The organism is Serratia sp. TSA_7 (assembly GCF_052692135.1).
Genome location: NZ_JBQZFU010000001.1, coordinates 481,478 through 502,303, shown reverse-complemented (window position 1 = coordinate 502,303; position 20,826 = coordinate 481,478). Strand labels below are relative to the sequence as shown.

Annotated in this window: 24 protein-coding genes; 14 read left to right on the top strand and 10 right to left on the bottom strand. The window is 60.2% G+C overall.

The genetic code is table 11. The features are described 5' to 3' along the window. Positions 1-10: 10 nt before the first annotated feature. From yedA to ACUTQW_RS02430, 3 genes are all read right to left on the bottom strand, one after another. Positions 11-922, bottom strand: coding sequence for a drug/metabolite exporter YedA (gene yedA / locus ACUTQW_RS02440; protein ID WP_006324306.1), 912 nt, complete (start codon positions 920-922; stop codon positions 11-13). Positions 923-1,070: 148 nt separating this feature from the next. Then, positions 1,071-1,562, bottom strand: a complete 492-nt coding sequence (locus ACUTQW_RS02435) for a DUF2878 domain-containing protein (RefSeq protein WP_006324308.1) — start codon at positions 1,560-1,562, stop codon at positions 1,071-1,073. A gap of 34 nt (positions 1,563-1,596) precedes the next feature. Beyond that, positions 1,597-2,250 (bottom strand): helix-turn-helix transcriptional regulator, encoded by a 654-nt coding sequence (locus tag ACUTQW_RS02430; RefSeq protein ID WP_004942172.1) that lies wholly within the window; start codon positions 2,248-2,250, stop codon positions 1,597-1,599. Between the two features lie 104 nt (positions 2,251-2,354). Between ACUTQW_RS02430 and ACUTQW_RS02425 the strand changes: the two genes are divergently transcribed. From ACUTQW_RS02425 to ACUTQW_RS02395, 7 genes are all read left to right on the top strand, one after another. Continuing rightward, positions 2,355-3,806 (top strand): MFS transporter, encoded by a 1,452-nt coding sequence (locus ACUTQW_RS02425; protein WP_006324311.1) that lies wholly within the window; start codon positions 2,355-2,357, stop codon positions 3,804-3,806. A 33-nt stretch (positions 3,807-3,839) separates the two neighbouring features. Then, entirely contained in the window at positions 3,840-4,685 is an 846-nt protein-coding gene (locus tag ACUTQW_RS02420) for an AraC family transcriptional regulator (protein ID WP_006324312.1), read from the top strand. A 70-nt stretch (positions 4,686-4,755) separates the two neighbouring features. Continuing rightward, the gene (locus ACUTQW_RS02415) at positions 4,756-5,466 is read left to right on the top strand and encodes an AzlC family ABC transporter permease (protein WP_037432489.1); all 711 of its coding nucleotides are present in this window, start codon (positions 4,756-4,758) and stop codon (positions 5,464-5,466) included. Further along, complete coding sequence (locus ACUTQW_RS02410; RefSeq protein ID WP_004942179.1) at positions 5,463-5,774, top strand: AzlD domain-containing protein; 312 nt, start codon at positions 5,463-5,465, stop codon at positions 5,772-5,774. Before ACUTQW_RS02415 ends, ACUTQW_RS02410 begins: the two co-directional genes overlap by 4 nt. A 69-nt stretch (positions 5,775-5,843) precedes the next feature. After that, a complete protein-coding gene (locus tag ACUTQW_RS02405; protein ID WP_020438716.1) occupies positions 5,844-6,413 on the top strand; it encodes a helix-turn-helix domain-containing protein in 570 nt (189 codons plus the stop codon). A gap of 2 nt (positions 6,414-6,415) precedes the next feature. Then, positions 6,416-6,934, top strand: coding sequence for a GNAT family N-acetyltransferase (locus tag ACUTQW_RS02400; RefSeq protein ID WP_020438717.1), 519 nt, complete (start codon positions 6,416-6,418; stop codon positions 6,932-6,934). 50 nt (positions 6,935-6,984) lie between these two features. Beyond that, a complete protein-coding gene (locus tag ACUTQW_RS02395; protein WP_044033784.1) occupies positions 6,985-7,383 on the top strand; it encodes a GNAT family N-acetyltransferase in 399 nt (132 codons plus the stop codon). A 45-nt stretch (positions 7,384-7,428) separates the two neighbouring features. Here ACUTQW_RS02395 and ACUTQW_RS02390 read toward each other — a convergent pair whose 3' ends face one another. The 3 genes from ACUTQW_RS02390 to ompC form a co-directional block, all read right to left on the bottom strand. Then, positions 7,429-8,244 carry a 5'-nucleotidase, lipoprotein e(P4) family gene (locus tag ACUTQW_RS02390; RefSeq protein ID WP_004942188.1) on the bottom strand — a complete coding sequence of 272 codons (816 nt, stop codon included), beginning with the start codon at positions 8,242-8,244 and terminating at the stop codon, positions 7,429-7,431. A gap of 40 nt (positions 8,245-8,284) precedes the next feature. After that, positions 8,285-9,133 carry a GNAT family N-acetyltransferase gene (locus ACUTQW_RS02385; protein ID WP_006324317.1) on the bottom strand — a complete coding sequence of 283 codons (849 nt, stop codon included), beginning with the start codon at positions 9,131-9,133 and terminating at the stop codon, positions 8,285-8,287. 270 nt (positions 9,134-9,403) lie between these two features. Continuing rightward, positions 9,404-10,501, bottom strand: a complete 1,098-nt coding sequence (ompC, locus tag ACUTQW_RS02380; RefSeq protein ID WP_004942192.1) for a porin OmpC — start codon at positions 10,499-10,501, stop codon at positions 9,404-9,406. 426 nt (positions 10,502-10,927) lie between these two features. Between ompC and ACUTQW_RS02375 the strand changes: the two genes are divergently transcribed. From ACUTQW_RS02375 to dinG, 3 genes are all read left to right on the top strand, one after another. Further along, positions 10,928-11,245: a carboxymuconolactone decarboxylase family protein gene (locus ACUTQW_RS02375; RefSeq protein WP_020438718.1), complete on the top strand. Its 318-nt coding sequence runs from the start codon at positions 10,928-10,930 to the stop codon at positions 11,243-11,245. Positions 11,246-11,249: 4 nt separating this feature from the next. Next, positions 11,250-11,642: a tautomerase family protein gene (locus ACUTQW_RS02370; RefSeq protein WP_004942196.1), complete on the top strand. Its 393-nt coding sequence runs from the start codon at positions 11,250-11,252 to the stop codon at positions 11,640-11,642. Positions 11,643-11,709: 67 nt separating this feature from the next. Continuing rightward, a complete protein-coding gene (gene dinG, locus ACUTQW_RS02365) occupies positions 11,710-13,908 on the top strand; it encodes an ATP-dependent DNA helicase DinG (protein ID WP_006324320.1) in 2,199 nt (732 codons plus the stop codon). Here the strand turns inward: dinG and ACUTQW_RS02360 are convergent, their stop codons facing one another. Beyond that, positions 13,909-14,343, bottom strand: a complete 435-nt coding sequence (locus ACUTQW_RS02360; protein WP_004942199.1) for an Lrp/AsnC family transcriptional regulator — start codon at positions 14,341-14,343, stop codon at positions 13,909-13,911. Positions 14,344-14,480: 137 nt separating this feature from the next. Here ACUTQW_RS02360 and ACUTQW_RS02355 point away from each other — a divergent pair, with 137 nt between their 5' ends. Next, positions 14,481-15,395 carry a DMT family transporter gene (locus tag ACUTQW_RS02355; protein WP_020438719.1) on the top strand — a complete coding sequence of 305 codons (915 nt, stop codon included), beginning with the start codon at positions 14,481-14,483 and terminating at the stop codon, positions 15,393-15,395. Here the strand turns inward: ACUTQW_RS02355 and ACUTQW_RS02350 are convergent. Together ACUTQW_RS02350 and ACUTQW_RS02345 are read right to left on the bottom strand one after the other, a co-directional pair. Beyond that, positions 15,354-16,049, bottom strand: coding sequence for an MFS transporter (locus ACUTQW_RS02350; protein WP_445654795.1), 696 nt, complete (start codon positions 16,047-16,049; stop codon positions 15,354-15,356). The two genes, ACUTQW_RS02355 and ACUTQW_RS02350, sit on opposite strands and share 42 nt — an antisense overlap. Positions 16,050-16,069: 20 nt before the next feature. Continuing rightward, on the bottom strand, positions 16,070-16,714 hold the full coding sequence (locus ACUTQW_RS02345; protein ID WP_445654794.1) for an MFS transporter: 645 nt from the start codon (positions 16,712-16,714) through the stop codon (positions 16,070-16,072). Between the two features lie 112 nt (positions 16,715-16,826). On the opposite strand from ACUTQW_RS02345, the gene ACUTQW_RS02340 reads away from it, so the two are divergent. After that, entirely contained in the window at positions 16,827-17,741 is a 915-nt protein-coding gene (locus ACUTQW_RS02340) for a LysR family transcriptional regulator (protein WP_006324323.1), read from the top strand. 73 nt (positions 17,742-17,814) lie between these two features. Continuing rightward, on the top strand, positions 17,815-18,444 hold the full coding sequence (locus ACUTQW_RS02335) for a LysE family translocator (protein ID WP_006324324.1): 630 nt from the start codon (positions 17,815-17,817) through the stop codon (positions 18,442-18,444). Between the two features lie 2 nt (positions 18,445-18,446). Here ACUTQW_RS02335 and ACUTQW_RS02330 read toward each other — a convergent pair whose 3' ends face one another. Further along, a complete protein-coding gene (locus ACUTQW_RS02330; RefSeq protein ID WP_006324325.1) occupies positions 18,447-19,283 on the bottom strand; it encodes a helix-turn-helix transcriptional regulator in 837 nt (278 codons plus the stop codon). Positions 19,284-19,380: 97 nt separating this feature from the next. On the opposite strand from ACUTQW_RS02330, the gene ACUTQW_RS02325 reads away from it, so the two are divergent. Next, a complete protein-coding gene (locus ACUTQW_RS02325) occupies positions 19,381-20,802 on the top strand; it encodes an MFS transporter (protein WP_037432490.1) in 1,422 nt (473 codons plus the stop codon). The last annotated feature ends 24 nt before the right edge of the window (positions 20,803-20,826 follow it).

Sequence of the window (20,826 nt, the reverse complement as noted above, 5' to 3'; positions counted from 1 at the left end):
CCGAGCCAGGCTATTTTCTGTTTATACGGCTTGCCGGGCGGGTGAACAGATATTTTCCCAGCGTCACCAGCACCACCGCCGCAACAATAATCACCAGCGCGGCCCATTCACGCGGTGCCAGCGTCTCGCCGGCGAAACCGATACCGAGCAACACGGCCACCACCGGGTTAACGTAGGCATAGCTGGTCGCCACCGCCGGGCGCACGTTTTTCAGCAAAAACATGTAGGCGCTGATCGCCAGCATGGAACCGAAGACGATCAGGTAACCCAGTGCGAAGAAGCCTTTGGCGCTGGGTAGCTGCGTGAGGCGTTCGCCGCTCAATTGGCTGACCGCCAGCAACACTACGCCGGCGACCAGCATTTCCGCCGCACCGGCCATCGGCCCGGCGGGGAGCGAGATGCGTGACCCCAGCACCGATCCAAACGCCCAACTGGCGGAGGCCAGTAAGATGAGCAACGCGCCGGTCGGGTTGCCGACCAGGTTATTGCCGGTATTCAGCAGCACGATCCCCACCAGGCCCAGCGCAATGCCCGCCCATTCCAGTTTGGTATTGCGCATGCCCCACAGCAGGCTAAAGCACAGGGTAAACAGCGGTACCGTCGCCACCATCACCGCGGCAATGCCGGAAGGCACGTTCTGATGCTCCGCCACGGTTACCAAGCCGTTGCCCACCGCCAACAGCAAAATGCCGATGGTGCCGGCGGCCAGCCACTGCTTTGGCGTTGGCAGGGCATGGCCGCGCAGCGCCAGAAAACTGAACAGCACGATCCCGGCGACCAGAAAGCGGATACCGGCCATCATCAACGGCGGCCAGCTCTCTACGCCCAGACGAATCACGAAGTAGGTCGACCCCCAAACAATATATAACGTGAACAGCGCCCCGATTAACGGCAGGACGTTACGGCTATTTTGGCTAAGCATGGGTTTTTATTCTGCAGGGAAGGTTATTATTAGAGGACTCAGTAAACCCGATCGGGTGGAGGATAAGCAACGCTTTTCAGCAGTTTTTTGATGGAGAAAGGGCCAGTGAAAAAGCGATATTCCGCCGAATGGCAGGCAACCCGCGCGGTTACGGGGCCGGCTTGTTCAGACGCGGCCAACTTACGACGGGCAGAAAGACGGCCCAGCCGACAGAGAGCAGCAACAACATGATTTCCGGCGCGGTGCCCGGCTGTATTGCACCCAACTTCCAGCCGATGATGCCCGCCAGCGGCCCGGCGATGGAACCCAGGACCGCCAGCGGCAAAGGGGCGGCTTTGATCAGATCCAGCAGCCAAAACCACCAGCAGCCAAAGGCCAGCCACAGGGCAACCATCCATAACGGCAACAGGTTGTGGCCGCTGAAATGCAGCACGCCGGCGTAGTTCCACAGGCTGTCCATCAGGATACCGGTCAGGGCGGTCAACAGCGCCCATCGCCGCCGGTGCGCCGAGGTAAAGATGAGCGCCAGCACCGCGCCGGCCAGCAGTACGGCATTGACCCGATCGCGGCCCAGGATCGCCAACAGCCAAGCGGCGTTGATCCCCAGCGTCGCCAGCCAGAATCCGGCGTGCGGTTTCATTGCAGGTTTGCCCATTGCATAGGTGAGTGCCTGCTTACTGCCGAGAGATGCGATAAGCGCAACGGCGCGCGCCGGCCAGGATATGCTCGGATCGCTCAACCTGCGCCTGCAACACCTCGGTGAAAATGCTCAGTTCAGCACGGCAGAATCCCTGGCAGACGGTGGCGGCAGCGCAAATCGGGCAGTGATTTTCCACCAACAGAAAGGAGCCGTCTTCCTGGGTGCGCCATTCGGCCATGTAGCCTTCACGGGTGCGGATGGCCGTCAGGCGCGCGACGCGCTCTTGCAAATCGGTCGCGCCGATCATCGCCTGTTTGTAGTTAATGCGCGTTTCCTGTTCACGGGTGTCGATCAGCAAGTCAATCGCCTGTTCGCCCAGTTTGTCGCGCACGGTGCGCAGCAGTTGCACCGTCAATTCGGAATGGGTATCCGGAAAACGCGCGTTGCCGGCGACGGTCAGGTGCCACAGCTGCACCGGGCGGCCGACGCCGCGCGTTTCCGCCACCGCTTCAACCAAGCCCTCTTTCGCCAGCTTGACGAACTGCTGGCGTGCGGCTTCACCGGTGGTGCCAAGGACTTTTCCTGCATCAGACGCTTGCTGTGGGCCGCGGGTTTTCAATAGCGTCAGCAAACGGTCACTGACCGACTGTGCGGTGTTACCGCTATTTTCCAAGTTTATTCTTGACATATTTCTCCGCCTCGCCCTACCATTATTCCAAGTTAATACTTGTTAAATTTAACGCAATATCATCCGCAACTCAATGCCATTACTCTGAAAACAGGACGACAACCGTGATAACTAACGATGATAGTCGCTGGAGCGATCTTTTCTCCGGCAAAAATGGCGCCAGCGCGATTGCGCTCTCACTCGGCGTAGCGTTGCACGCCATCAATATTCTGGTCGCCACTACCATTTTGCCCTCGGTGGTGCAGGATATCGGCGGCCTGAATCTCTATGCCTGGAACACCACGCTGTTTGTGGTGGCGTCCATTCTCGGTTCTGCGTTATCCGCGCGGTTGCTCAGCGGCTATGGCGCACGCAGCGCCTATCTGGTGGCGTCGCTGTTTTTTATCGCCGGAGCCATGTTGTGCGCGCTGGCGCCGTCGATGCCGGTGATGCTGATCGGCCGAACGGTGCAGGGGTTTGGCGGCGGTCTGATCTTTGCGCTGTCCTACGCCATGATCAATCTGGTCTTTGAGCAAAAGCTGTGGCCGCGCGCGATGGCATTGGTGTCGGCGATGTGGGGCATTGCGACGCTGGTGGGGCCGGCGGTGGGCGGGATTTTTGCCGAACTGAACGCCTGGCGCTGGGCATTCGGCATCCTGTTGCCGATCATGGTGCTGTACGCCGGTTTCACTTTCCTGATCCTGCCCAAGGGTAAACCGCAGCAACAGGCGGCGCCGTTGCCGGTGGCTCAGTTGCTGCTGTTGGCGACGGCGGTGCTGGTGGTATCTGCCGGTAGCCTGGCGGACAGCGCGTGGATCAATCTGGGCGGCATTGCTTTGGCGCTGCTGTTGATGGCCTGGCTGATACAGCGCGAAGCGCACTCTCGCGCACGGCTGTTGCCGCATGGCGCTCTGCGTCGCGGCTCCCAACTGGCCTCGTTGTATATCACCGTCTCCCTGCTGGTGGTAGGCATGACCAGCGAAATCTTCGTGCCTTACTTCCTGCAAACCCTGCATGGTCAATCGCCGCTGATCTCCGGCTACATTGCGGCCACCATGGCGGCGGGGTGGACGCTGTCGGAGATCCTCAGTTCCGGCTGGCGCAGCGCGGGCATCCGCCGGGCGATCATCAGCGGGCCGCTGTTCGTGCTGGTGGGGCTGCTGGCGCTGGGTATTTTGATGCCGACCCCTTCCGGCGGCCACTGGCTGGCGCTGACGCCGATCGTTATCGCGCTGACGCTGGTGGGATTCGGCATAGGTTTCGGCTGGCCGCATCTGTTGACGCGTATCCTGCAGGTCGCCCCTGAAGCGGATAAGGATATCGCCGGCGCATCCATCACCACGGTGCAACTGTTTGCCACCGCCTTTGGCGCGGCGCTGGCCGGGATGATCGCGAATCTGGCCGGGCTCAATGAGCCGGGCGGGGCGGTGGGGGCGGCCAATGCCGCACGCTGGCTGTTCCTGTTGTTTGCCCTGGCGCCATTGCTGGCGATGTTCAGCGCCTGGCGCTGTGCGGCCATCGCGCCGCCGGCCGACGAAACGGGCAATTTTGTACAAAACCATCCGTCCACTGAATGATAGAATAAACTTCATTCAGCGGAGGCGGATATTATGGTGGAAAGCGCAGGGCGTAACGCTCGTCGGGAGCAGGCCAGCTTCATGCACGTCGACGAACTCGGCGGGTTGGGGGTGCTGCAGGCTACCTATCGCCGACAAACTTTCTCGCGCCACAGCCACGAAGGCTTCTGCGTAGGGGTGATCGACGACGGCGCCCAGCGTTTTTACCGGACCGGCGGCGAGCACGTGGCGCCGCTGGGCAGCATCATTCTGGTCAACGCCGACGATATCCATACCGGCAGCGCCGCCAGCGAAGACGGCTGGTCCTATCAGGCGATGTATCCCACCCCGGAACTGCTGGCGTTTCTCTCGCGAGATTTGAAAACCGGCGCCGGGGCAACGCCTTATTTCCCCCGTCCGGTGATTCACGATGTCGGCCTTGCCGGCCAACTGCGGCTGGCGTTCAGCCTGCTGCGCAGCGATGAAAACCGCCTGCTGAAAGAAACCATGGTGTTTTCTGCGCTCACCTGGCTGATGCTGCGGCACGGTAAAAGCCGTATCGAACCCGCGCCGCAGAGTAAGGCGCAGCGTCAGGTCACGCAGGTAAAGGCTTTTCTGGATGATTTCCCCGAGGCAGACGTTTCGTTGCTGGAGCTGGCGGAACGGGTGGCGCTCAGCCCTTACTATCTGCTGCGTCAGTTTCAATTGGCCACCGGTTTGCCGCCGCATGCTTACCAAATCCAGGCCCGACTGCGCAAGGCGCGCCAAATGCTGAAGGCCGGCCATGGCGTGCTGGACAGTGCGCTGAGCAGCGGTTTTCACGATCAAAGCCATTTCCACCGCCATTTCCGCAAATCGATGGGCATCACGCCCGGCGACTATGTTAAATCGCTGAAATAGCCGCGCAATCCTGTGCAATACCCCGGAAGCATCCTGCCCTAGGCTGTGCCTTCAAACGAAGGAGAACAGCATGACGCACTTATCAATCCTCACCGAGCCGCCGGTGTCCCGGCTGCGCCCGGCGCTGCAAGGGGCGGCGGCGATCCTGCCGCTGTGTCTGGCGGTATTGCCCTGGGGCATCCTGGCGGGGTCGATGGCCATCCAGAGCGGCCTGACGGCGGCGCAGGGGCTGGGCATGTCGGCCATTGTCTTTGCCGGCGCCTCGCAACTGGTGGCGATGGGCATGATCAAAGGCGGAGCGGGGTTGCTGGCCATTTTGGTCTCGACCTTTTTTGTCACCGCCCAACATTTTCTGTATGGCCTGCGGCTGCGGGAAAGCGTAGCGCCGCTCCCCTTGCGCTGGCGTTTGCTGTTGGGGTTCCTGTTGACCGATGAGCTGTTTGCCCTCACCTGCAACCAGGCGCCGGCGCGCTTTAACCGTTGGTACGCGCTGGGTGCCGGGCTGACCTTTTACCTGAGCTGGATTTTTTTCACGCTGTTAGGCGTGCTGGCCGCCGGCAGCGCCGAGGATCTGGACCGTTATGGCCTGGATTTCTCCATTGCCGCCACGTTTATCGCCATCGTAGTACCGATGATCCGCAACCTGCCGGTGCTGGCGTGCGTATTGACTGCGTTGCCGCTGTCGGTGGCGCTGCATTATTTTCAGGTGCCGGGCGCGTTGATTATCACCACCGTCGCGGCGATGGGCGCCGGCATGCTGTGCAGCAAGGGGGGCGCATGATTTGGTTGACGATAGTGCTGATGGGCCTGGTGGTGTTTTTCAACCGTTACTGTTTTCTGGCGCCGGGCCTGCCGGTGCGGCTGTCCCCACGCTTCAGGCACCTGCTGAGTTTTTCCGTGCCGGCGGTGCTGACGGCGATCTGCGGGCCGATCCTGGCTTTCAGCGGCGATACCTTGCGCGCGGTACCGGATAATCCTTATCTGTGGGGCGCGCTGTTTGCGGTGATACTGGCGTTTTTCTTGCGCAATATGTTGGCGGTGGTGCTGCTGAGCATGCTGATTTTTATCGCCCTGTGCGGCCTGTTTTAAAATCCGGTTGACGAATCCCTTATTTGAGATTATTTCTCTTATATGGGATTTATCATCAGGAGCACGAGAATGGATAACGGAATGGAAAGCGCCGATCTCCGTTTGGCGCAGCGGCTGTCTGACTTGCGTCAGCGGCAAAGCTGGTCGCTGGAGGAGTTGGCGCAGCAAACCGGCATCAGCCGGGCGACGTTGTCGCGGGTGGAGCGCGCGGAAACCAGCCCGACCGCTTCGCTGTTGAACAAGCTGTGCTCGGCGTATGGGCTGACCATGTCACGCCTGCTGAGCGAGGTCGAGGATGAACCGCCGGAACTGTTGCGCCGTGAGCAGCAACCGGTGTGGGTCGACCGCGCCAGCGGCTTTCACCGCCGTTCGGTATCGCCGCCCGCCGCGCTGTTCAAGGCGGAGTTTATCGAAGGCCGGCTCGAAGCCGGGGCGGAAATCGCCTATGACGCGCCTTCGGTACATGCGCTCGAGCACCATCTTTGGCTGTTGGAAGGCCGGCTTGAGCTGACGCTTGAGGACCGCACCTTCCAGCTTGAGCCGGGCGACTGTCTGCGTTACCGGCTGTTCGGCGCTTCCCGGTTTGCTGTGCCCGGCACCCTGCCGGCCCATTACACCCTTGTTATCTGCAGGCCCTAATCATGATTGAGATACAGCAACTGAACGCCGACGAGGTACAAAACGCTCTTCCCGAGCTGGCCGAGATGCTGCAAGCCAGCGTATCGCAAGGCGCGAGTATTGGTTTTGTGATGCCTTTCACCCTGGAACAGGCGCAGGCGTTCTGGCGCCGTCTGCTGCCGGCGATTGATCGTGAAGACAGGATCCTGTTGGTCGCCCGGCAAGCGGGGCGAGTGGTCGGCACGGTGCAACTGCTGCTGGACATGCCTGACAACGGCCGCCACCGCGCCGAGGTAGTGAAATTGATGGTGCATCCGCAGGCTCGCCGTCAGGGCATCGCCCGTGAGCTGATGCTGCAAATTCAGCAAAGGGCGATTCAGTATCAGCGGCATTTATTGGTGCTGGATACCCTGACCGGCGACACGGCCGAGGGCATGTATCGTCAACTGGGGTTTCAGCTGGCGGGAAGCATTCCGCAGTACGCTCGCGCCAGCAACGGCAGCGCGCTGGATGCCACCAGTTATATGTACAAATTATTGTGACGCTTAGCATTGTACCCGCCGAGGCCGACAGCCCGGAGGCGCTGGCGCTGATGGCCGAGTTGTCGGCGAGGCTGGCGGAAATTACCGGTGATAGCGGTTCGGCGTCGTTCGACGTGAGCGAAATGCGGGCGGCAAACGCCTGTTTTTTACTGGCACGCAATGCGGCCGGTGTGGCTGTGGGCTGCGGCGCCTTCCGTTGGTTGGTGCCGGGAATTGCCGAGGTGAAGCGCATGTACATACGTGAGGCCGGTGCCGGCACCGGCGGCCGTTTGCTTCGAGAGCTTGAACGGCAGGCGCGGCAACGGGGTTATCGGCAACTGTGGCTGGAGACTCGTCGGGTTAACCAGCGTGCCGTGAGGTTTTATCTGGCACAGGGTTATCAGCTGCGTGAAAATTATGGCCGTTATCGCGGCAATCCGCTGGCTGTGTGTTTCGAAAAAACATTGTGACTATGCCGCAGGCGCAACGTCCCTGCGGCAATGCCACAACCGCGATTACTGCCCGTTCCAGGCCTTGATGGCCCGTTGGCGGATTTGCAGCTTCTGCTCCGGCGTCAGCTTGTTGTAATCGCGGGCCATACCGCTTTCCCAGTCGCCGTACAGCGGGTTAGGCAGCACGATAAACTCGGTGCCGAACTTGCTTTGATTATCGCTGACGAAGGCCCGGCGTTGCGCATTATCCTGGTGATAGGTTGCCGCGCCGAAGTCGTTCAGGTTGTCGCCGGCGTACACCACGATGTCATAGCCTGCCTGTTTGATGGCGTCAAAGCGCGCCTGCTTGTTGGACGTGTCGCTGCTGAGCAGCACGGTTTTTTCCGACATGCCGGTAAAGCCCAGTTTCTGCATATTGGCGACCGTAGCGGCGTATTCGGACACTTTGCGGTTGGAGACGTAGAACATCGTGCCCTGGTGGCTGTTGACGTAACGGGCAAACTGCACCGCGCCCGGCACGGCCCCTGCCTGTTCGGCCTGTGACCATTTCGCCCAGGTAGCGGCGGCGAACGGCTTGCCTTGCTGCGCCTGCCAGCCGGAATACGGGCTATTGTCCAGCAGGGTTTCGTCCAGATCGACCACCACGGCCTTCTTCTTGCCCGGCGCGGCCCTGGCCTGATCGAAGGCGCGTTTTCCGCTGTTGAATGCCTGGTGCGCCAACGCCTGATATTCACCGGACTGTTGGAACCAGTTCAGCGCCAGCACCGACTGGTCCGCCAGCCGCTGCTGGGCCTGCAGATCGGTTTTCGGCGGCTGCGCGCAGCCGGTCAGCGTCAATAGCGCAATGCCGATCGCCGCGCCAAGGGTCATTTTCTGCATGTTTTCTCCTGCCCTACATCGAGGGATAACTTTCGGGTTGTTAGTGTGCGGTATTCAACGTCATCGCCATCTCGAACTGGCGTAACGCGTCTTGCCGCCAGCCGAGCCGGTCAAAGAAGGGCGCAGCCACGTCGGGAACGTAAACGTTGGCCGCCAGCGGCAGCGGCGAAAAGTGTGCCTGCAACGCAGCCAGCAGCGCCCGGGCATGCCCTTTGCCGCGGTGCTGCGGCGGCACGTAGATCATGCGCAGGAAACACTTCTCGGCCCCGGCCTGCACCACCGCATAGGCCTGGCGGTCAAGGGTAAAGGCGTGCGGTTGGCCGGGCAGCTTGTAAAGCGATTCCGGCGCGATCAGCCAGGGTTGGTCGGTGGCGCCTTCGGCCGTCAGGCGGTGCGAGACGGTTAATGGATCAATCTCTTGCAGCACCGCCACGTCGGCGGTTGTCGGCTCATCGGCCTGGTGGCCGGTCAGGGTGCGGACGATGCGCAGGCCAGCCTGGTGGTAGAGCGCCAGTGCGGCGTCATTGCCTTCGATCACCTCCAGCGACAACCGACGATCGCCACGCTTGTGCGCGTCGGCGACGATACGCCGCATCAGCGCTTTCCCCAGCCCTTTGCCGCGCATTTCCGGGCGGATGGACAGCGCCGCTACCCGGCTGTGCAGGCCACGGCGGCTTATCAGCGCCAGTGCCACCGGCTGTTGTTGGTGGGTGACGATAAGGCTGTCGTTCAGGCTGAGGTCTTCGGCGCCAAAGCGGCTGGCGAAGGTGGCGCCATCAATGACAAAACGCACAATGTAGTTTTCAAAACAGTGGCAGAGGATCTGCGCCAATTGGTCGCTGCTGTAGCGCAAGGCACTTTGATACTCGAACCGTCCATCGTTGTGCATGGCTTATTCCTGTGGGAAAGAGAGGCGATACCCGTCATCTTTCAGGCTGCAACCTTGTGGTCTGCAACGTGAAAGTCGTAGGGTATTACATCTAGACCCGATTGTTTTACAAGGCAAGTTTCTGCGTGCGGTTACGGGATGCAGAGTGGAAATCGGGCAGGGGCCTGGGGGCAGAAAGCGCAAATGAAAAAAACCGGGCGCAGCCGCCCGGCGAAGTAAATCTTTTCAAGTAGCCGAAGCTAAAGATTGCAGTGGTGGTTATTCTTCACATCAGAACTGGTAAGTCAGGGCGACGGCGACAACGTCGTCGGTTTTCAGGCCCAGCTTATTGTTGTCGTCGAGTTGGTTGATTTTATAATCGATATAGGTCGACATGTTCTTGTTGAAATAATAGTAAGCGCCAACGTCAAAATATTTCACCAGATCGGCATCGCCGACGCCTTCGATATTTTTCCCTTTAGACTGAACATAACCCAGCGATGGGCGCAGGCCGAAGTCGAACAGATATTGCGCAACCAATTCCACGCCTTCCGCCTTATTGGCAAAGCCGCTAACGGAGGTGGAGTTGTTATTTATGGTTGCGGTGCCGGAAATAGGCACGATGTTATGGCTCTGCGAATAGGTCGCGGCCAGGTAAACACTGTTGTTGTCGTATTTCAGACCGCCGGCCCAGATATCGGCTTTATCGCCTTTACCAAAGGTGCCTGCTTTTTGGCCTGCAGTACGGTTGGAAGAGGCATAGGCACCGCCCAGGCTCAGACCGTCGATGATTTCGTAGCTGGAAGACAGGCCCCAACCGTCGCCGTTCGCCTTGCTGCCGGCGCGGCCATCGTTTTCGTTTTTGCCCTGGTACTGTACCGCGAATTTCAGGCCGTCGACCAGGCCGAAGAAATCGTTGTTACGGTAGGTTGCCACGCCGTTGGCGCGACCGTTCATGAAGTTGTCGGTTTTGACGTAAGCGTCATCGCCGAACTCAGGCAGCATATCGGTCCAGGCGCCCACGTCATAAATAACGCCGTAGTTGCGGCCGTAGTCGAATGAGCCGAGATCTTTGTATTTCAGACCGGCGAAGCCCAGACGGGTCTTGGTGTCTTTCGCACTGTCGGATTCGGCATGGTTAGCCGAAATCTGATATTCCCACTGGCCGTAGCCGGTCAGCATATCGTTAATTTGAGTCGCGCCTTTAAAACCGATACGCACGTAGGTTTTGTCGCCATCATTGCCGGTATCGTCAGAGAAATAGTGCAGTGCTTTTACGCGGCCGTAAAAATCGAGCTTGTTGCCGTCTTTATTGTAGATTTCTGCTGCCTGTGCTGTCTGCGCAATTAAAAGTGCCGGAATAATAACGGCCAGAAGATTACGTTTCATGATTTACCCTGCTTTATTCGATTGAAAGACGCTTATCATCAGTTGTACTGCAGTTTCACTGTGCCGCCTCTTTGTTTGCGGCGAGGATTTTTTACCTCAGTTATGTGATCTATTTATGACAAAATATTCATTTCCATATCGAACGATTAAAAAAGTTGCGAAAAGTGTGAATTTCTTCCCCGGACAAGTGTCGTGACGGATCTACAGACAGCGATACCGTTCCTGATTTCTGCCGGAGACATGCGTGAGACTTATGCGTTGCAGGACGCACACGCAGCCTATCCTCAAGAATTGCCGTTAGGCTGGCGTTGATCCTAGGGTGAATACCGTCCTGTTTTTATGAACCTTTGATATCAAAAATCCCGATTTTCACCTGCCATGACGGCGAGTAGCTTAAGGCTATCCGTTAAACAGCAGGAGAAAATGATGCAACCTTCCCAACAGGCCGGCCAACAGGCGTTCGGCGATATAGCCCCCAAGCTGGCGCAGCTCAGCGACAGCGTATTATTCGACGACGTGTGGCAGCGGCCGGAGCTGGGCCCGCGCGAACGCAGCCTGATTACCGTCGCCGCGCTGGTGGCGCTCAATCGCGTAGAGCAACTGCCGTTTCACTTGCAACTGGCGCAACGCAACGGCGTGAGCCGTGAGCAGCTTGCCGAATTGATCACCCATCTGGCGTTCTATGCCGGTTGGCCGGCGGCGGCTAGCGCCGTGGCGCGCCTGCGTAAATTGGAACAGGAGTAACCTTATGCCTTTCAGCCGTATTGCCTTGCATCAGGGAAAATCAGCGGAATATCTGCAAACCCTGTCCGACAGCCTGCATCAGGCGCTGGTCGACACCTTCAACGTGCCGCCGGCCGACAAATTTCAGGCCATCGATCAATACCGCCCCGGCGAGTTGATATACGACCGCGATTACCTTGGCGGGCCGCGTTCGGCGGATTATGTGCTGTTTTACATCACCATCGGCCGCCCGCGCGATACCGCCACCAAACAGCGTTTTTATCAACGGCTGGCGGCGCTGCTGGAGGAGAACCTGCAACTGCGTCCGGAAGATGTGATGATCGTCATCACCACCACTCAACTGGATGAGTGGTCGTTCAGTGCTGGCCGCGCCTCAATGATTGAAACCCAGCCATAACTCGGGCTGACTCGGCCGGCGGTCTGTGGGACAATAGCGCCATCATTTCGTTTAGATATAGAGTTGAATGGCGCTCTCCCCCGCAGTAAAAGATCAGATTGGCCAGTGGTACAAAGCCCTGCAGCAACAAATACCGGATTTTATTTCCCGTGCGCCGCAACGGCAGATGATCGCCGAAGTCGCCAAGACGCTGGCCGGCGATTACCCGCGCCACCTGGCGATTGAGGCGCCGACCGGCGTCGGCAAAACGCTGTCGTATTTGATCCCGGGGATCGCCGTGGGCCGTGCGGAGAGCAAACCGCTGGTGGTCAGCACCGCCAACGTGGCGTTGCAGGATCAGATCTACAGCAAAGACTTGCCGCTGCTGAAAAAGATCATCCCCGATCTGAAATTCACCGGTGCCTTTGGCCGTGGGCGCTACGTTTGCCCGCGCAATCTGGCGGCGCTGAGCACCGACGTCAGCGAGCAGGGTGACCTTACGCTGTTCCTCGATGACGAACTGGCGCCGTCCAGCGGTGAAGAGCAGGCGCTGTGCCAAAAGTTGACCAAGGCGCTCAACCGCCATGAGTGGGATGGGCTGCGCGACCATTATCAGCTGTCGATCGACGATCCGCTGTGGGGCAAACTGAGCACCGACAAAGCCAACTGCCTGGGGCGCAACTGCCATTACATCCGCGAATGCCCGTTTTATATCGCCCGCAAAGAGATTGAAACCGCCGACGTGGTGGTAGCCAACCATGCGTTGGTGATGGCGGCGCTGGAAACCGAATCGGTGCTGCCGAACCCGAAAGAGCTGCTGCTGGTGCTGGACGAAGGCCATCATTTGCCGGAGGTGGCGCGCGACGCGCTGGAGATTGACGGCGAAATCACCGCGCTGTCGACCAACCTGCAGTTGGACATGATCGTGCGCCACGTCGAACAGTGCATGACGCAATACCGGCCGAAAAACCCGCCGGGGCTGGCAAATGACGAGCGGCTGAAAAATCACTGCGAAGAGTTGCGTGAGCTGATCCAGATCTTCGAGCATCAGGTCAGTGCCTATCTGCCCACCGACAGCGTCATCGCCGAACACCGGTTTGAAATGGGCGAGCTGCCGGCTGAAATGGTGGAGACCAGTGCAAGGTTGTTTAAGCTGACCGACGCCTTGCGTGGGGTGGCGGAGTTCATCTTGAACGATCTCACTGAACAGACCGGCAAGCACGACATCGTGCGCTTGCACCGTTCGATCATTCAGATGAGCCGCACGCTGGGCTATCTGGAGGCGATGAGCAAACTGTGGCGGTTGGCGGCGCTGGACAAATCCTCCAACGCGCCGATCTCCAAATGGGTCACGCGCGACCTGCGCGATAACGTGACGCACCTGTATCTGCACTGCGTCGGCATTCGCGTCAGCGATCAGCTGGAAAAGTTGCTGTGGCGCAAAGTGCCGCACGTGGTGATCACCTCGGCGACGCTGCGTTCGCTCAACAGCTTTGCGCGCCTGCAAGAAATGAGCGGGCTGAGCGAAAAGGCCGGTGACCGCTTCGAAACCCTGTCCTCGCCGTTCAATCACGTTGAACAGGGCAAAATTGTCATTCCGAACATGCGCTTTGAACCGGCGATGGCCAACGAAGCGGAGCACCTGGAAGAAATGGCGCGCTTCTTCCGCGCCGAGCAGGCCGGCGGTAAACACAAGGGCATGCTGATCCTGTTCAGCAGCCACCGGGCGATGCAAACCTTCCTCAGCTACGTTACCGATCTGCGCCTGATGCTGCTGGTGCAGGGGGATCAGCCGCGCTACCGGCTGGTTGAGGAACACCGCAAACGGGTTGAAAAGGGCACGGCCAGCGTGTTGATTGGCCTGCAGTCGTTTGCCGAAGGGCTGGATCTGAAAGGTGAACTGCTGACCCAGGTGCATATTCACAAAATCGCGTTCCCGCCGATCGACAGCCCGGTGATCCTCACCGAGGGCGAGTGGCTAAAATCGCTCAAACGTTATCCGTTTGAAGTGCAGAGCCTGCCCAGCGCTTCGTTCAACCTGATCCAACAGGTTGGCCGGTTGATTCGCAGCAATGAGTGCCACGGCGAGATCGTGATTTACGATCGCCGTCTGCTGACCAAAAGCTACGGGTCGCGGCTGCTGGCGGCGTTGCCGGTGTTTCCGATTGAGCAGCGTGAGGTGCCGGAAGCGGACAAGGCCCACAAGGCTGCGCTCAAGTCTGCCGCCGAAGCGGAGAAAAAAGACAAAAAGCGCAAGAACCCGTTTACCCGCCGACGCACGCGTTAATCACAGCAGCGGCGGCAGGCGACGCTTCACCGGCGTGGTTTTGACGATCGAGGTGTTGCTTTGCGCCCGCTCGGCCAGTCGGTCGAGGATCTGGTCGAGCTGCTCCATCGAATGCGCCACCAGGCGCACGATAAAACAGTCCTCGCCGGTCACCTTGTCGCACTCGATCACTTCGGGGATCTCCTGAATCATCTGCTCGACCTTCTTCAGCATGCCCGGCAGCGGCTTGATGCGCACCAGCGACTGAAAAGCGTAACCCAACGCCTGCAGATTGACGTTCAGGGTGTAGCCCTGGATCACGCCGCTTTCCTCCAGCCGCCGCAGCCGCTCTGAGGTGCTGGGCGACGACAGCCCGGCCCTGGCGCTCAGGGTTTTCAGCGATGCTCGCGCGTCCTCCGCCAGAATGGTCAGGATCTGGCGATCTATATCATCCATAAGCTCTCCATTAGGTATTTTGTTTATTACGCCTGCGATAAAAAGGCATTTAAGCATATTTGCCTTTTTTATGCGATGGAAACCTGTGTGGAAAAACCTCAAGCTAAGGGCATAGGCTTAACCTTGAGGAAATAACCATGAATGCAGAGATAAAGCGCGGTTCGCTGGAGATGATCGCCGCAATGCTGATTTCCGGCACTATTAGCTGGTTCGTACTGATGTCCGGCCAGCCGGTGATCAATGTGGTGTTCTGGCGCTGTGCGGTGGGCGCGCCGGTGTTGCTGGCTATCTGCGGAGCGCTGGGCCAACTGCGGCGCGATTGCCTGACGCGCGTGACTTTGTTGCTGGCGGTAGCCGGTGGCGTGGCGCTGGTGATCAACTGGCTGCTGCTGTTTGCCGCCTATTCTTATGCGTCTATTTCCATTGCCACTGCGGTGTACAACACTCAGCCGTTTATGTTGGTCGCGTTGGGCGCGCTGTTTCTCGGCGAGAAACTCACCGCCCGCAAGCTGCTGTGGCTGACCTTGGCGTTTGTCGGCATGATGCTGGTGGTGCTGGCACAGCCCAAACAGGCGGGCGAGCAGAGCAACTACCTGATGGGCATTTTGTTGTCGCTTGGAGCGGCATTTTTCTATGCGCTGATGGCGTTAGCGGCTAAACGGCTGAAAGGCACGCCGCCGCATCTGATTGCACTGATTCAGGTGACGGTCGGCGTGGTGATGCTGTTGCCGTTGGTGGATTTCCACGCGCCGGCGACGGCCGGGCAATGGGGCATGTTGGCCACGCTTGGGGTGCTGCATACCGGGTTGATGTATGTGCTGCTGTACGGCGCGATCCAAAAACTGCCGACCAACCTGATCGGATCGCTGTCGTTCATTTATCCGATCGCCGCCATGCTGGTGGACCGGCTGGCGTTCGGTCATCGGCTGGTCGCGCTGCAGGTTGCCGGCGCCGCGATTATCCTGTTGGCGGCTGCGGGCATGAACCTGCTGGGAGAACGCAAGGTGAAATTAACGGCTACGCCAGGCGGCAAGCAGGCATCCGAACAGTGACAACGTCAGTAGTAACAACATCACCGCCCGGTAGCCGTAGGCCGGGTAAATCAACGCAGCCAGTGCCAGACCTACCGCGCCGCCCAGGTTGTGCAGCGTCCAGGTGATGCCCAGCGCGCCGCCGCTTTGCGCTTCGTTGACGCTGCCGAGCGTAGCCATCACCAGCGGGCCGAGAATGCAACCCCAACCCAGCCCCATCAGAGCGAAGGCGCTGAGGAGCAGCGACAACGGGCTGGCGGCGGTAAACAGGCTTTGCAGCGCGGCGGAGGAGGCCAGCGCCGCAAAGCCGAGGATCAACGCCGGTCGTGGGCCGGATTTATCCACCCATCGACCCACCCAGGGCGAGATGAACGCCATCACTGCCGTGGTGGGCAACAGCAATAAACCCAGCATTACGCCCCCGTAGTGGCGGGTGCTTTCCAGATAGACCGGCATCAGGAAAAAAGCGGCGCAGTAGAAGAAGGCCAGCAGCGCGCTCAGCAGGCAGACGCGCAGTAAGGCTGGGCTTCGCAGCAATTCCAGCGGCACCAAGGGTGAATGCGCCCGGCGCTCGACCGGCAACAACAGGCCCAGCGCGGCCACCGCCAACGCGGTTGTCAGCAGGGTCTTGGTATCCAGCCAATCCCACTGGCCGCCCTGGCTGATGGCCAGCAACAGCCCGGCGACGCCGACGATCAGACGATCAACAGCAACAGACCGGGAATATCCAGCCGTGCGCCTTGCTGTGCGCGAGACTCCCGCACCGTTCCCAGACAGAACGCGAAACTCAGCGCGATCAACGGCACGTTCAACAGAAACACCCAGCGCCAGCCCAGCGAGCCGACCAACAGGCCACCGGCAACCGGGCCGATCGCCAGGCCCAGTCCGTTCACCGCCAGTAAAATACCGATGGCGCGACCGCGCTGCTGCGGCGGCCAGGCATCGGCGACGATCGAGGTGGTGGCGGTGTACAACACGGCGCAGGCCGCACCCTGTACGAAGCGCCAGACATTGAGCAGCTCAATGCTGCCCGCCAGCCCGGCGCCCAGCGACGCGCCGGCGAACACCAGCATCCCGCTGTACAGCACCCGACGGCGCCCGTACAAATCTGCCAGCCGCCCTGCGCTGACCATAAAGGCGCACAGTGCCATCACGAACAGCGCCATTACCCACTGCACGCGGCTCAGGCTGGCCGCCAGCTCGCGCTGAATGGCCGGGATTGTGGTATTGACGATAGTGAAATCGATACAGCCCAAAAAGCTGGCGATGCTGATGCCGATCAGCAATCGCCACAGGCGGGGTGTGCCGGCTTCGGTCAGGACTTCGCTGCGTTCGCTCATGGGCTTTCCTCGGCTGAAAATAATGCGTTCAGTTTACTCAGCGCAGAGAGTAGCCAGTGGCGGCGTTTCATCGTTTAATAAGCGAATTAATATCGCCAATAGGGCAGCCATCATGATCTCCAGCGAACGATTACATGCGATCCGCGCCTTTGTGCAGGCTGTTCAGGCCGGCGGTTTTAGCCGCGCGGCGGAACAGCTCGGGCTTTCCCGTTCAACCGTGGGTAAAGCGGTGGCCCGGTTGGAGCAGCGGTTGCAGGTGCGATTGTTTCAGCGCACCACGCGCAGTTTGTCGCTGACTGACGAAGGGCAGCTGTTTTATGACGATTGCCTTAAAGCGCTGGCGGCGCTGGAAGCGGCGGAAAGCCAACTGGCAGCCCGCGCCCGCACGCCGGAAGGACGGTTGCGGGTATCGCTGCCGGTGCTGTTCGGCCAAAAATGGGTGTTGCCGCCGCTGTTGGCGCTGACGGACCGCTACCCGCAGTTGCATCTCGAAGCGCTGTTTTCCAATCGGGCGTCAGATCTGGCGGAAGAGGGCATCGATCTGGCCGTGCGCATCGGTTCGCCCGGCGATGCGGCGGCCATCACCGCGCGCCAGTTGGGGGAACAGAAGCAGATACTTTGCGCCGCACCTATCTATCTGGCGCGGCAGCGCGAGCCTGGCGCGGTGGCGGAGCTGTTGCAGCATCAGGCGATTGCCATGCTGCGTGACGGGCATAGCCAGCCCTGGGAATTGCTGGACCCGCAGGGGAAAACTCAGCGGCTGCAACCGCCGGCCCGCCTGCGGTTGGGGAATATGGAGGCGGTGCTGAGTGCCGCCTGCGCCGGGCACGGCATTGCCATGTTGCCGCGCTGGCTGGCGCACGACGCGCTGACGGCGGGGACGCTGCGGGAAATCCTGCCAGGCAGCTGTGGGCCGGGGCTGGCGATTAACGTCGTCTGGTTGAAGGGCACCGCGATGCCGCTGAGGGTGCGGGTGGCGATCGACGCTCTGTTGGCGGACTTCCTGCCCAAGGCGCCATGGCAATGATTTGGCGCTGGTAAAAGCCGATGGCGTGGCTATGATAAAGCTTCGCTCCCGCCACGTTCCGCTCAGGTGATTTATGGTTGATGCTTCCACGCTTTTATTGTTTTCCGGCGCCTGTCTGGCGTTAACGCTAACTCCAGGCCCGGATATGCTGCTAATCGCTTCGCGCAGCGTCAGCCAGGGGCGTCGCGCCGGTTTCGCGTCACTGGCGGGGATCCAGCTCGGCACTTACTGCCACGCATTGGCGGCGGCGTTGGGCCTGTCGCAGCTGTTTGTCGCGGTGCCGCTGGCCTATGATGCGGTGAGATTGTTGGGTGCGGCTTATTTGCTGTATCTGGCGTGGAAAACGCTGCGATTGGGCAGCAGTTTACAGGCATCTGCCGGATTAGCGGCTGTGCCGACAGCGCGAATTTTCCGCCAGGGGCTGTTCACCAACCTGCTCAATCCGAAAATGGCGCTGTTCGTTCTGGCGCTGTTCCCGCAGTTTCTCGATCCGCATGCCGGTTCAGTGGTGGTGCAGATGCTGCTGCTGGCGACGGTACTGAATCTGGTGGGCCTGCTGATTAACGGCGGGGTGATCCTGGCGGTCAGCGGCATGAAAAGCCGCTTTGTCGGCCGCCGCTTCAGCGCACGCTGGCCGAACTACCTGCTGAGCGGCGTGTTCGCCGGGTTGGCCTGCAAGCTGATCTTTGACAGCCGCAAATAGCTTCACGCCTGCAACAACGCCTCAAACGCCGCGCTGGCCGGGCATTGCGCCAGCGCGCTGTACATCACCAGCCGCAAATGATTTTCCTCATCGACGATAAACGACGCGTGCTCAAAGGTCACCTGACCGGCACCCGGCACGTTGAAGGTGCGTTGCCCCTGGCAACGGCCGTGAATGTCATGCTGCTGCCACAGCTGGCGGAACTGCGGCGATACCTGCTCCAGCGCCTGTATCCGTTGCTGCATGGTGGCGTCATCGGGCGCGCGGGCATAGTCGCGGCGAAAGCTGGCGAGGATTTGCGGCGCCTGCGCCTGCCACTCCACCAGCCGTTGGTTGAGCTGCGGATCGGCGAACAGCATCCACAGCATGTTGCGCTGCTCCGCCGGACGATCGCCGATGGCGAACAGCTTTTCCGCCGCCGGATTCCAGGCGATGATGTCCCAACTCAGGTTCATCACGTAAGCCGGGCGCAACTGCAGGTCGTCCAGCAGGCGGCGCACCAGCGGTGAAACCTGGCACCACTGATGGCCGACCGGTACCGGCGGGCGCTGATGCGCCAGCAAAAACAGATGGTATCGTGCGGTCGCATCCAGCTTTAACACCCGCGCCAGATTTTCCAGAAAATCCACCGAAGCGTTGATTTCCCGCCCTTGTTCCAGCCAGGTGTACCAGGTGAGGCCCACGCCCGCCAACGCCGCAACCTCTTCGCGCCGCAGCCCCGGCGTACGGCGTCGGTTACCGCTCGGCAAGCCTACAGCCTGCGGCGACAGTTTCTCGCGCTTCTGACGCAGAAAGTCCGCCAGATCCTGACGGGTTCTATTGAGGGTACGTGGCGGCATACGGCTGTCCTGTTGTTTTCAGTAATAGTATAAATGGCTATATAGTAACAGTTTAAGACATGTTCCATACTGCCGCCATCCTAATCTCGGAGGTGTTATGGAACAGTCATTATCTTGCGGCGATCGGGGCTTGCCTGGGTTGCCGGTGTTGTTGTTGGGCGGATTCGTGACGGTGTTTGACCTGTTTGTCGTGAACGTGGCGGCACCGGTTGTCCAGCAGCAGTTCGCCGCCGATTTTGCCGGCGTGGGGCTGATTATTGCCGGCTATGAGCTGGCTTTCGGCGTGTTGTTGATAGCCGGCGGGCGTTTGGGCGATCGTTTTGGCCGTCGCCGGATGTTCAGCCTGGGCATGCTGGGCTTTACCCTGACTTCGGCGCTGTGCGGCATGGCTACGTCGCTCGGCATGCTGATCGCGGCGCGTTTTCTGCAAGGGGCGGCGGCGGCGCTGCTGTTCCCGCAGATTTATGCGCTGCTGCGCGTGCTGTACGGCCCGCAACAGCGGCGGCGCGCCTTTGCCTGGCTGGGTATGACGCTGGGGCTGGCGGCGATTTTCGGTCAGATCCTCGGTGGGTTCATTATCGAGGCTGATATTTTCGGCAGTGGCTGGCGCATGATTTTCCTGATCAACCTGCCGATTGGCGTGCTGGCTTTGCTGGCGGCGCGGCGCATTCCCGAATCGCGCCTCGAGCAGGCGCAGCGGCTGGATGGCGTCGGCCTGCTGCTGGCCGCAGCGGGCTTGTTGTTGCTGCTAGTGCCATTGCTGGAAGGGCCGTCGCGCGGCTGGCCCTGGTGGGTGTGGCCGGCACTGGCGTTGGCGGTGTCGGTACTCTGGTTTTTTGTGCGTTGGGAGCGCCGGTTGGCGCTGCATACCGGAGATGCGGTACTCGATCCTGCGCTGTTCCGGCAGGGAAGCTTTGGCCCTGGGGTCGCGGTGGTGCTGGCGATTTACTCTACCGCTTCCTCGTTCTTCCTGTGTTTTGCGCTGTTGTTGCAGGCGGGGATTGGCCTGACGCCGTTTCAGGCAGGCAGCCTGTTCGCGCCCGCCAGCGTGGCCTTTATGCTGGCCTCGTTTCTGGCGCCAACGCTGGCGCAGCGCTGGGGCAACGGCGTCTTGGCCGGTGGCGTGGCAGTTTACGCCGCCGGGATGGCGTTGTTGGTGGTGCAGGTGCTGTGGGGAACGGCGCTGGCGGCTCCACTCTGGCTGCTGCCGGGGTTGGTGATACTGGGGTTTGGACAGGCACTGAGCATGACGCCGTTGCTTAATCTGGTGCTCGGGCTGGTAAAGGAACAGCAGGCGGGCATGGCCGCCGGGGTGATTTCCACCGTGCAGCAGGTGGGCGGCGCACTGGGCATCGCCGCCAGCGGCGCATTTTTTGTCCCGCTGTTGGCTGCGGGCGGCGGAGCGGATCGTTATGGGCAGGCATTTGCCGGCGCCATGATCTACAACCTGTCGGCGATGGGGGTGGCCTTTGTGTTGCTGAGGTGGATCATCCAACAACAGCGTAAACTGGCTCTTTAGCAAACCGCCGGCGGGTGTTATTGC

Excerpts from the sequence above, each read along its gene's own strand:
- ACUTQW_RS02420 (WP_006324312.1), top strand. The coding sequence starts at position 3,840 with ATGGTGGAAAGCGCAGGGCGTAACGCTCGTCGGGAGCAGGCCAGCTTC.
- ACUTQW_RS02325 (WP_037432490.1), top strand. The coding sequence starts at position 19,381 with ATGGAACAGTCATTATCTTGCGGCGATCGGGGCTTGCCTGGGTTGCCG.
- ACUTQW_RS02370 (WP_004942196.1), top strand. The coding sequence starts at position 11,250 with ATGCCTTTCAGCCGTATTGCCTTGCATCAGGGAAAATCAGCGGAATAT.
- ACUTQW_RS02335 (WP_006324324.1), top strand. The coding sequence starts at position 17,815 with ATGGTTGATGCTTCCACGCTTTTATTGTTTTCCGGCGCCTGTCTGGCG.
- ACUTQW_RS02410 (WP_004942179.1), top strand. The coding sequence starts at position 5,463 with ATGATTTGGTTGACGATAGTGCTGATGGGCCTGGTGGTGTTTTTCAAC.
- dinG (WP_006324320.1), top strand. The coding sequence starts at position 11,710 with ATGGCGCTCTCCCCCGCAGTAAAAGATCAGATTGGCCAGTGGTACAAA.
- ACUTQW_RS02340 (WP_006324323.1), top strand. The coding sequence starts at position 16,827 with ATGATCTCCAGCGAACGATTACATGCGATCCGCGCCTTTGTGCAGGCT.
- ACUTQW_RS02390 (WP_004942188.1), bottom strand. The coding sequence starts at position 8,244 with ATGCAGAAAATGACCCTTGGCGCGGCGATCGGCATTGCGCTATTGACG.
- yedA (WP_006324306.1), bottom strand. The coding sequence starts at position 922 with ATGCTTAGCCAAAATAGCCGTAACGTCCTGCCGTTAATCGGGGCGCTG.
- ACUTQW_RS02345 (WP_445654794.1), bottom strand. The coding sequence starts at position 16,714 with ATGAGCGAACGCAGCGAAGTCCTGACCGAAGCCGGCACACCCCGCCTG.
- ompC (WP_004942192.1), bottom strand. The coding sequence starts at position 10,501 with ATGAAACGTAATCTTCTGGCCGTTATTATTCCGGCACTTTTAATTGCG.
- ACUTQW_RS02330 (WP_006324325.1), bottom strand. The coding sequence starts at position 19,283 with ATGCCGCCACGTACCCTCAATAGAACCCGTCAGGATCTGGCGGACTTT.
- ACUTQW_RS02395 (WP_044033784.1), top strand. The coding sequence starts at position 6,985 with ATGGCCGAGTTGTCGGCGAGGCTGGCGGAAATTACCGGTGATAGCGGT.
- ACUTQW_RS02375 (WP_020438718.1), top strand. The coding sequence starts at position 10,928 with ATGCAACCTTCCCAACAGGCCGGCCAACAGGCGTTCGGCGATATAGCC.
- ACUTQW_RS02435 (WP_006324308.1), bottom strand. The coding sequence starts at position 1,562 with ATGAAACCGCACGCCGGATTCTGGCTGGCGACGCTGGGGATCAACGCC.
- ACUTQW_RS02405 (WP_020438716.1), top strand. The coding sequence starts at position 5,844 with ATGGATAACGGAATGGAAAGCGCCGATCTCCGTTTGGCGCAGCGGCTG.
- ACUTQW_RS02415 (WP_037432489.1), top strand. The coding sequence starts at position 4,756 with ATGACGCACTTATCAATCCTCACCGAGCCGCCGGTGTCCCGGCTGCGC.
- ACUTQW_RS02400 (WP_020438717.1), top strand. The coding sequence starts at position 6,416 with ATGATTGAGATACAGCAACTGAACGCCGACGAGGTACAAAACGCTCTT.
- ACUTQW_RS02360 (WP_004942199.1), bottom strand. The coding sequence starts at position 14,343 with ATGGATGATATAGATCGCCAGATCCTGACCATTCTGGCGGAGGACGCG.
- ACUTQW_RS02355 (WP_020438719.1), top strand. The coding sequence starts at position 14,481 with ATGAATGCAGAGATAAAGCGCGGTTCGCTGGAGATGATCGCCGCAATG.
- ACUTQW_RS02385 (WP_006324317.1), bottom strand. The coding sequence starts at position 9,133 with ATGCACAACGATGGACGGTTCGAGTATCAAAGTGCCTTGCGCTACAGC.
- ACUTQW_RS02430 (WP_004942172.1), bottom strand. The coding sequence starts at position 2,250 with ATGTCAAGAATAAACTTGGAAAATAGCGGTAACACCGCACAGTCGGTC.